The sequence below is a fragment of the uncultured Sphingomonas sp. genome, from assembly GCF_946477935.1.
Classification (GTDB): domain Bacteria; phylum Pseudomonadota; class Alphaproteobacteria; order Sphingomonadales; family Sphingomonadaceae; genus Sphingomonas.
In genome coordinates, this window is record NZ_CAMLAC010000124.1 from 1 (window position 1) to 10,319 (window position 10,319).

General features: G+C 66.1%; 5 protein-coding genes. 2 read left to right on the forward strand and 3 right to left on the reverse strand.

Annotated elements, in window-relative coordinates; genetic code table 11:
- Positions 1–1,934 (forward strand): TIM-barrel domain-containing protein (locus Q0U08_RS13010; RefSeq protein WP_298091819.1); only part of this gene is annotated, 1,934 nt, incomplete at its 5' end.
- A gap of 21 nt (positions 1,935–1,955) precedes the next feature.
- Here Q0U08_RS13010 and Q0U08_RS13015 read toward each other — a convergent pair.
- A complete protein-coding gene (locus tag Q0U08_RS13015; protein ID WP_298091820.1) occupies positions 1,956–5,354 on the reverse strand; it encodes an acyl-[ACP]--phospholipid O-acyltransferase in 3,399 nt (1,132 codons plus the stop codon).
- Positions 5,355–5,450: 96 nt separating this feature from the next.
- Here Q0U08_RS13015 and Q0U08_RS13020 point away from each other — a divergent pair, with 96 nt between their 5' ends.
- Complete coding sequence (locus Q0U08_RS13020) at positions 5,451–6,050, forward strand: TetR/AcrR family transcriptional regulator (RefSeq protein WP_298091821.1); 600 nt, start codon at positions 5,451–5,453, stop codon at positions 6,048–6,050.
- 56 nt (positions 6,051–6,106) lie between these two features.
- Here the strand turns inward: Q0U08_RS13020 and Q0U08_RS13025 are convergent, their stop codons facing one another.
- Complete coding sequence (locus Q0U08_RS13025; protein ID WP_298091822.1) at positions 6,107–9,319, reverse strand: glycoside hydrolase family 2 TIM barrel-domain containing protein; 3,213 nt, start codon at positions 9,317–9,319, stop codon at positions 6,107–6,109.
- Between the two features lie 168 nt (positions 9,320–9,487).
- The coding region (locus Q0U08_RS13030) for a DUF6805 domain-containing protein (RefSeq protein ID WP_298091823.1) at positions 9,488–10,319 on the reverse strand (832 nt) is incomplete at its 5' end.

A 10,319-nucleotide genomic window follows, 5' to 3' on the forward strand; every position in this document is an offset into this window, starting at 1 on the left:
GCTGGGAAATGGCCCACCACACCGTGAACGGCGAGAAGACGTTCCGCGTCGGCGCCAGCTTCGCGGTCCAGCCGGATGAGCATTATTACGGTCTCGGCCAGAACCAGGAGGGCGTGCTCGACCTGAAGGGCCGCACCATCGACTGTCGCCACAATTACGACGCGCCTGCGGGCGAGACGGTCTGCGTCCCCTTCATGGTCACCAACAAGGGCTACGGGATCGTCTGGGACAACCCATCGGCGCTGAAGGTGATGCCGGGTCTCCACAACGCCACCCACTGGCAGTCGGAGGTGGGCGAGCGTATCTCGTTCTTCGTCATCACCGGCGACACCACCGACCAGCTCTACGCCGGCTATGCCAGGCTGACCGGCACCACCCCGCTGCCGCCCAAGGCCGCGTTCGGCCTGATCCAGTCCAAGGCGCGCTATGAAAGTCAGGCGGAGCTGATGGCGGTGGCCGATGGCTATCGTCAGCGCAACCTGCCGCTCGACGTCATGGTGCTGGACTGGTTCCACTGGACCCGCATGGGCCAGCTCGACATCGATCGCACCTATTACCCCGATCCCAAGGGGATGAACGACCGCCTGAACGCGATGGGCATGCGCTCGATCATCAGCGTCTGGCCGCGTTTCGAGCGGGAGTCGCGCTACTACAACACCCTCGCCGCCAAGGGCTGGTTCCTGCATGACAAGGACGGCAGCGTGGTGGACGGCCTGCCGGTCCGCTCCGACCGTGCCGGCGCGCTGCTCGACACGACCAATCCCGAAACCGGCCAATGGTTCTGGGAGCGCATCCGCGACAATCTCGCCTCGCAGGGGTTCGACTGGTTCTGGCTGGACGAGACCGAGCCGGATCTGGTGCCGGACGGCCATTTCTACTCGATCGGCTCGGGCGACCGGTATCATAACCTCTATCCCCTCACCCACACCACCCCCGTGGCGGAAGGGTCGGCTAGGGATCGTCCGAACCTTCGCAACCTGATCCTCGCCCGCGCCGCCTATCTCGGCGTCCAGCGCAATGGTGCGCTGTTCTGGTCGTCGGACATCAAGTCGACTTGGGAGGCGCTGCGCCGCCAGGTGCCTGCCGGCCTCGGCTTCACTGCGACGGGCATGGCCTATTGGGGCAGCGACATCGGCGGCTGGCAATGGCCGAACGGTCCCAAGGCCGAACGTCCGCTGCTCATCGATCCCGCCGGTGCGACCGCAATGGCGCCCGATTATGCCGACTATCCCGAATTGATGGTCCGCTGGTTCGGCTACAGCGTCTTCACGCCGACGCTGCGCATCCACGGCCAGCGTCCCGCCGCCTCGATCTGGGATTACGGTAAGGCGGCAGAGCCCGTCCTCGCCAACTTCCTGCGCCTGCGCTATTCGCTGATGCCTTATCTCTACGCGATGGGTCACCAGACCTATCAGACCGGCGCCCCCTTCATGCGCGCGCTGTTCATGGACTTCCCGAACGATCCCAAGGTCGCGACGATCGGCGACCAGTATATGTTCGGTCCCGCCTTCCTGGTCGCCCCCGTCACCGATCAGGGCGTGACGAAGCGGCCGGTCTATCTGCCAGCCGGCGCAGACTGGTATGACTACTGGACGAACCGCCGCTACACCGGCGGCCAGACGATCGAGGTCGCCGCCCCGATCGATCAGGTGCCCTTGTTCGTTCGTGCAGGCTCGATCGTGCCGATGGGCGTGCAGGTGCCCAGCACCGCGACCAAGCAGCCGCTGGAGGCGATCCGCGTCTATCCGGGCCGCGACGCCACCTTCACCCTGTACGACGACGACGGCACGACAAACGCGTACAAGAAGGCCGGCGGCGGTCGTTCGGCCACGCTGCGCTGGGACGATGCGGCAGGCCGCCTCACCGCGTCCGGCAAGCTGCCCACCGACCAGAACCCGGCAACCTTGGTACAGGTGATCCGCCCCGCGTCCTGATCGATTACCCCTCGGGCGCGATCATTTCGCGCCCGAGGCCATTTCGCCCATCGTCACATAATCCAGCTTCCCCGTGCCCAGCACCGGCAGCGCCGCGACCACGCGGATATCGCGCGGGATCGCCAGTTCGGTCACGCCATTGGCACGCCCCCATGCCTGGAAGTCCGCCGCCACCGCATCGGTCCGGGTAGTGAACAGCACCAGTTGCTCACCCTTGCGCGCATCCGGCCGCGTCACCACCGCATGATCGCCCTCTGGCCAGACCTTGGCCGCATAGCCCTCCACCGCGGGCAGCGACACCATCTCGCCGCCAATCTTGGCGAAGCGCTTCGCCCGGCCGCGAATGGTGACGAAACCCGCCCTGTCGATCGTCACGATATCGCCGCTGTCATGCCAGCCACCCTCGGGCGGTTGCAGCACGCCCGGCGCATCCGCCTTCAGATAGCCCGCCATGATGTTCGGCCCGCGGATCGACAGCCGCCCGCCTTCCTCGATCCCCGGCACCGCATCGAGCCGCGCCTCCATTCCCGGCAGCAACCGCCCGACGCTGCCCGCCTGGAAATGCATCGGCGTGTTCACCGCGATCACCGGCGATGCCTCGGTCGCGCCATACCCTTCCATGATCCGCAGGCCGAACTTGTGGGCATAGGTCGCCCGCGTCTCGTCGCGCACCCGCTCCGCCCCGGCAAAGATGTAGCGCAGCGAATAGAAGTCGTAGCCATGCGCCATCCGCGCATAGCCCGACAGAAAGGTATCGGTCCCGAACAGGATCGTCGCATTCGCGTCATAGGCCAGCGCCGGCACGATCCGGTAATGCAGCGGGCTGGGATAAAGCAGCGTCTTCACACCCGACAGGATCGGCAGCAGCGTACCGCCGGTCAGCCCGAAGCTGTGGAACACCGGCAGCGCGTTCAGCACCACGTCAGCCGAGTTGAAGTCGATCCGTGCCGACAGTTGCAAGCAGTTGGACAACAGGTTGCAGTGGGTCAGCACCACCCCCTTGGGCAGCCCTTCGGACCCGCTGGTGAACAGGATCACCGCGGGTTGCTCGGGCGACACCCCGTATCGCCGGTGCAGCCGCCCGGCAAAGCGCGTCGCCACCACCGCACGCAGCTTGGCCAGTGTTCCGATCCCGGCGCCGATATCCTCCAGATACCGCACGCGCTGCCCCGCCGCCTCCAGCCCCGCGACCACCTCGCCAAGCTTTGCCTGCGTCACGAAGGCGCGCGCGGTGATGATGGTCCCGATCTGCGCCGCGGTGCATGCCGCCTTCAGGTTGGTCAGGCCGGCGGTATAGTTCAGCATCGCCGGCACCCGTCCGATGCCTTGCAGCGCGAAGAAGGTCGCCACCACCGCATTCACATTGGGCAGCAGCACGCCGACCGCCTCGCCCCGCGTCGTGAATGGCGCAAAAGCGCGGCCGAGCGCGATGCTGCCGGTCAGCAGCCGGCCATAGCTCATGGCCTCGCGCTTCACGTCCTCCACTATCGCGGTGCGCGTGCCGTGAATGTCCCTGGCGTCGATCAGTGCCTGGTACAGCGTCCGATCCGCGTTCGATGTCGCGAAGATCATCTCGCTCATCACATCGTACAGCTTGGCACCGGCCGCGGCGCGCCGCTGACGTGCGGTCTCGCCCTCCACCGCGAAGCGGCGCGGCGGCAGGATCGTCAGGTCGATCTTGGGAAAGGCCCGCAGCCGCAGCTTGCCGCGCAACCGGGAGAACGGCGTATACTGGGCGCCGTCGATCCGCACCGGCACGATTGGGGCATCGGCCTTGTCGGCGATCATGCCGGGGCCGTCGAACACCTTCATCAGCGCGCCCGTCACCGTGATCCGCCCCTCGGGAAAGATCACCAGCGTCCGCTCCTCGCGCACCGCCTTCACCATCGCCTTGGCCGCCATCGGATTCGTCGGATCGACCGGAAAGGCATCGAACATGCCTAGGAACGGCCGCACCCACCAAGCCCGTGCGATCCGCGTCGCGACCGCAAAGGTCGGCTTGCCCGGCAGGAACGCCGCCAATAGCAACCCGTCGAGGAACGACACATGGTTCACCACCAGGATCGCCCTCTCCCCCGGTTTCGGCATGTTCTCCGCCCCATGCACCTCGACCCGGTACAGCAGCACCAGCAACCCGCGGATCAGCGCCTTGAACACCGTCTCCGGCAGCAGCCAGCACGAGATCAGCGCGATCGCCAGCGTGGCGAAGCCCATCGCGCCGATCACCCCCGGCACGCTGGTTCCGCTTGCCAGCAACGCGGTCACCACCGCCACCATCAGGACGGTGACGAACGCATTGACGATGTTGTTCGCCGCGATGATCCGCGAGCGCTCGGCGGGCACGCTGTGTACCTGCAGGATGGCGTAGAGGGGCACGATGAACATGCCGCCGGCAAAGGCGATGCCGGTCAGCGCGATCAGGATATGCCAGCTCCCGCCAGTGCCCAGGAACGCGGCGACATCGGCGTGATCCGTCACCGGCACGAAGTGCTGCGTGGCGATCCACAGGTCGATCAGGAACACCGCCATGCCCAGCGCCGCACCCGGCACGTAGCGCGCGGAGACCTCACCCCCCAGCAGCCGGTTGACCATCAGCGATCCGGCCGCGACCGATACGGAAAAGACCAGCAGGAACAGCGTCACCACGCCCGGCCCGGCATGCAGCGTCCCGCTGACCAGCGGCGCGAATTCGGACAACAGGATCGCGCCCACCGAAAAGAACCAGCTTATTCCCAGGATCGCCAGCCACACGCCGCGTCCCGCCCTGGCGACTGTCAGGATCTTCCACGTACCCCTCAGGATGTTGCGCTCGATGCGCAGGCCCGGCGCGGCGGCGGGCGCGGCAGGCACCGCCAGGCTTGCCACGAACCCCAGCACCGCCACGCCCGTCGCCGCCAGTCCCGCCTCCCAGGTCGGGATCACCCCGCCCAGCAACTGCCCCGCCAGGATCGCCAGAAACGTTCCCGCTTCGATCAGGCCGGTGCCGCCCATCACCTCATGCTGCCCCAGATGCTGCGGCAGGATCGAATATTTGACCGGCCCGAACATCGTCGAATGCACGCCCATCAGGAACAGGCAGGTGAGCAGCACCGGAATCGACTGGAACCAGAACCCGCCCAGCGCCAGCATCATGATACCGATCTCGGCGGCCTTGACCGCGCGGATCAGCACCGCCTTGTCGAACTTGTCGGCAAGCTGCCCGGCCAGCGCCGACAGCAGGAAATAGGGCAGGATGAACAGCCCGGTGGCGACCGTCGCCAACAGCTCGGCCTTTTCGGGCGCCGCCGCGTACAGGCCGAAATTGGCCAGGAACAGCAGCGCGAACTTCAGCAGATTGTCGTTGAAGGCGCCCAGGAACTGGACGACGAACAACGGCGCGAAACGACGCTTGCCGAGCAGCGACAGGTCAGGTGCGGACATGGATGGCGACTCCTTCCAGATGCCTTCGTCTAGCATCAATTGAGCATCGCTCAATAGAAAATTGTGCGCCGTTCAATTTTATGCTAGTCGTGCTTCATGGGAAGACGATCGGACCACAGCCGCGCCGAACTGGAGGCGTTGATACTGGATACGGGATCGGCGCTGATGGCGGAGGTCGGTCTTGCCGGCTTCTCCGCGCGGGAGGTGGCGCGGCGGATCGGCTATTCGATCGGCACGATCCACAATGTCTTCGGCACCTCCGACCGGCTGATCACCGCGATCAACACGCGCAGTTTCGCGCGATGGGCGGCCGGTCTGCGCGAACAACTCGATGCGGGTGGCGACACCGACCGCATCGCGACGCTGGTGAACGGCTATTTCGGCTTTGCTCGTGCGCATCCCAATCTCTGGACCGCGATCTACGACCATCGCCTTCCCGCAGAGGCCTCGCTTTCCGAACAGGATCAACAGGCTAGGGGCATACTGACCGAGATCGTGATCGCGGAGGTCGCACACGCCCTCGGCGCTCCCGCCGACGACCACGTCGCCGCCCTCGCCCGCTCGCTCATCGCCACCGTCCACGGCCACTGCACCTTCGCCATCTCCGGCGCCTGGGCGCTCATGGGCGAAGCCGCACCCGAGGTCGCCGCCCTCGCCCGTGTGCGCGAAGCGTTGGCCGGCCACGCCCGCACATAGGCACCCGTCCGTCCCCCTGCCCCGGCAAACGGCAGCCACGCCGCCGCGACGCCCGGTTACTCCGCTCCCGTGGCCCGCGCCGCCCGCGCCTTGTCGGGCGTCGTACCCTCGCCCGCAAAGGGCGTCAGACGGAAGGTGACCCGCGTCGGCTCCGCGCGCGTGCGATATTCGGGCAGCGGCAGGCCGAAATCGCTCCACTGCGTGTCCCCGCCCACACCCCACTGCGCGGCATCCACCAGCAGCGTGACCTGCCCGTGCGGCACCACGTCCGTCGACTTCCACGTGCCCGGCGCCTTGCGATCCAGATCGGCATAGGGGAAGGCCAGCGCGTTCATCATCAACGGTCGATCGCCTTCGACCCGCACGCCCCGTCCGGCGCCCGACACTTCCATCCAGCGGACGTCCACCTTGTTGCCCGTTTCCTGCGGACGGATATAGTCGTGATTCTGTTCGGCGATCGCGCCGCGCCACAGGCCGATCGGGGCCGAGGTCTTGCGGTCGACATAGCTTTCATGCGGGCCGCGCCCATACCATTCCACCGTGGTCAGATCGGTGGGCAGCGCAAAGGCCAGGCCAACCCGGAACGGGGGCGGCAGATCCTGCTTCACCGGGGTCAGCGCGCCGCTCACCGCAACCGATCCGTCTCCCGCCATCGCATAACGCGTCTCGAACGTCGCCGCGCCATCGCCCAGGTCGAAGTTCACCGTCACCGCGTCACGCCCCACCTGGACGGATCGGACGCGTCGCGTCTCGCTCATCGCCTTCCAGGGCGCCAGCTTGCGCGCACTACCCACGCCCAGATCATTGTCGGTCACTGCCCGCCAGAAATGCGGCGCACCCCCGGTCGCCAACTCGCGCCCGTCCTTGGTGTAGCGACGGATCAACCCGGTCGAACGATCGATCTCCAGCGTGGCACCCGCTGCCCGCATCGTCACCACCCCGGCAGACTGCTTCACCGCCACGTCTCCCGCCGTGGCCGTCGCCGAAGCGGCTGGCGGCGTACCCAGCGCGAACTGTTCGAACCCGATCTCCGTGCCGCCCGGCACCAGCGGCACCGCCCCGTCGCGCGTGCGCACCCGAACCGTGGCGAAATACTCCGCATCGGCCTTTCGCGGGACGCCCGCCAGCGGCAGCGTGATCGTATCCGCACTCCGTGCTGCCGTCGACAGAGCCGGCAGCTTGCCCGATGCGACCGATACGCCGTTTTCCAGCACTTCCCAGTCCATGTCGAAACCCGACAGGTCACGGAAGTCATACCGGTTGTGCACCGTCACCCGTCCACTGGCAGGGTCGAAGCCGTCGAACTGGACCGGCGAATAGACCTTGCGGAGCTCGTACAGATGCGGGTTCGGCGTACGATCGGATTGCAGCAGGCCGTCACCAAACTCGATATCGCCGCCCGGATTGGGCCCGTACTCGCCGCCGTCACCCCAATAACGCCGGCCATCCTTGGTGTAGCGATACATCGACTGGTCCACCCAGTCCCACACGAACCCGCCCTGCAACTTGTCCGGGTGCGCGTAGATCGTGCCCCAATATTCCTTGATGTTGCCGCCCGAATTACCCATCACATGCAGATATTCGCACTGGATCATCGGCTGCTTGAAATTCCAGTTGCGCGCGTAATCGTCCATCTTGACCGCCGGATCATACATCGGCGCGTAGATATCGGCGTACCAGTTGGGTCTGTGGTCGCTGATCCCGTCCCATGTCCCCCAACCCAGATAGCTGATCAGCCGCCCAGGATCGCGCGCCTTCGCGGCAGCCGCGGCCGCCTCGAAGTTCGGCCCGATCCCCGCCTCGTTGCCCAGCGACCAGAAGATGACGGAGGGATGGTTCTTGTCCCGCTCGACCATGTTGGTCACGCGGCTGACATGCGCCTCCCGCCACGCGGGGTCGAAGCCGATCTGATACCTGGCGCGCTCTCGTGGATGTCGGTTCGCGTAATCCATGTACGCGTGGCTCTCGATATTGGCCTCGTCCATCACATACAGGCCGTACCGATCTGCCAGGTCGTACAGATAGGGGTCGTTCGGATAGTGCGAGGTACGGATCGCATTGATGTTGTTGCGCTTCATCAGGCGCACGTCACGCTCCATCGACTCCCGGCTGATGACGTGAAACGTCTCGGGATCATGCTCGTGCCGGTTGACGCCGCGAATGGTGATCGGCCGTCCGTTGACGCTGACCAGTCCGTTCCTGATCGCGACGTTGCGAAAGCCGATGCGCCGTGCGGTTGACTGGACCACGCGCCCGCGTGCGTCCAGCAGTTCGGTGACCAGCGTGTACAGTTCGGGCGTCTCGGCAGTCCAGGCACGCACCTGTGGCACATCGCCAGACAAGGTCACCCGCCGTGCATCCCCCCGGGGCACCGCCCGGTTGGCGGTCAACACCTGCCGATCGCCGTCCAGCAGCACGATCCTGGCCGTCGCGGCCTCCGCACCCGTTACCGCGACATCCACCGAGAGCCGCCCATCGCGATTGGCATCGTCAAGCCCGGCATGAACGAAGGTATCCGCGATCCGCGTGGCCGGCACCGCCATCAGATACACCGATCGCTCGATACCCGACACGCGCCAGAAATCCTGATCCTCCAGATAACTGCCATCGGACCAGCGGTAGATCTGCATCGCGATCGTGTTGCGCCCCGGCTTCAGGAACCGGGTGACGTCGAACGCGCTCGGCAGTTTCGAGTCCTCCGAATATCCGACCTTCTGACCGTTCACCCACACATAATAGGCCGAACCGGCCGCGCCGATATGCAGCACCACGTCCTGACCCGACCAGTTGGCGGGCAGGTCTATGTCGCGTCGGTATGACCCCACCGGATTGGTATCGTGCGGGATCAGCGGGCGGTTCGCCGGAAACGGATAGGTGATGTTGTTGTACCGGGCCTGATCGTAGCCCTCCGCCTGCCAGTCCGCCGGCACCTTGATGCTTTTCCAGGTCGATACGTCGTAATCGGGCCGCTCGAACCCGTTCGGTACCTGATCCGCACCCGGCGACAAGGCGAACTTCCATTCGCCATCCAGCGACAGATAGCGCCGCGAATCCGCCTCGACCCCGGCCAGCGCCCGCTCCCGCGTCTCGAACGGGAAGCCCGTGGCACTGGCGGGAAGCTTGTTGCGGGCGAAGACAGCCGGATTTTCCCAGTCGGGGCGGGAGGGATCGATTTGGACCGGCTGCACCTGTGGCCCGCCCTGCGCCTGCGCGACACTCCCCATCGCAAGCACCGAGGCCGCCCCTGCCAACAGCCTGAAGATCCGCATCACCCTCTCCCCCTACCCAACAGCGGTTGCACCGCCAAATTGACAGACAAATTACATACTACAAGTCATAGCATCCAGTCGAAAGTGATGAAGAGGTAAAAAGATCGACAATCTGAGCTAAAACTCCCGATAATGCGTCATGTTGCGCGAGATCGGAACGCCCGGTCCTTAGCTCCGCATTGCCGTATCCACGATGCCTGCAGGCAGAGTCATCATACGTATTTCATACAGAACCGCATCGTCCCGCAGCGCGGTTACCACCACGTCGGCCGGCGTTCCGGCGCCGTTTCCCGGCACCGCATAGTCGATCGCAGCGAAATGCCCTTCTCCACCCTCGACGCGCCGCCCGGCGCCCAGTGCCTGTCCGTCGACACTGATACCCATCTTCCGATCGACATCGCCGCGCGCGACCAGCACGCGAAGCACCGCCGCGCCCGGGCGCCGCGCCAGCACCATCCGCATGGATTCGCCGGGACGCAGCCGCCGGGCCGAGCGCCCGCTCCAGTTCACCACCTCGCTGTGGTCCGATTGGAACTGGTGGTCGCGCTCGGGCTGCATCTCGCCCAGATGGATGATGTCCGACGTACGCCGGGCCAGCGCCCGCGCTTCCTCCTGTGCCTGCACATACCCCGCCTTGGCACCGGCCCAGCCGGCGGGCGTAAAGGTCGGAAAATACACTGCCGCCCGCCGGTCATATTGTGAAAAGAACGGCTTGAAGGTCAGCGCCTCGTTCAACGCCCCCACCGCCCGGAACTGCCCTGCGCCACCGGCCGGCGCCAGCGCGCCCGTCGCGGCCGCCGCGGTGACGAGCGCCGGCCCCACACCCTCGAACTGCGCATCGGCCGGTCCCATGTCTGCCGCCAGCACCAGCGGCCCATAGGTGAACGCCACCGTCGACGCATCGCCCGGCGTCGGGTGCGCCGCCACCGCCATCGGCAGCGTCACCTTCACCACGTCACCGGCCCGCCACCGCCGCTCCAGCACCGCATAGCCACCCCGC

Coding starts and splice junctions, on each gene's coding strand:
- Q0U08_RS13020 (WP_298091821.1), top strand. CDS start 5,451: ATGGGAAGACGATCGGACCACAGCCGCGCCGAACTGGAGGCGTTGATA.
- Q0U08_RS13025 (WP_298091822.1), bottom strand. CDS start 9,319: ATGCGGATCTTCAGGCTGTTGGCAGGGGCGGCCTCGGTGCTTGCGATG.
- Q0U08_RS13015 (WP_298091820.1), bottom strand. CDS start 5,354: ATGTCCGCACCTGACCTGTCGCTGCTCGGCAAGCGTCGTTTCGCGCCG.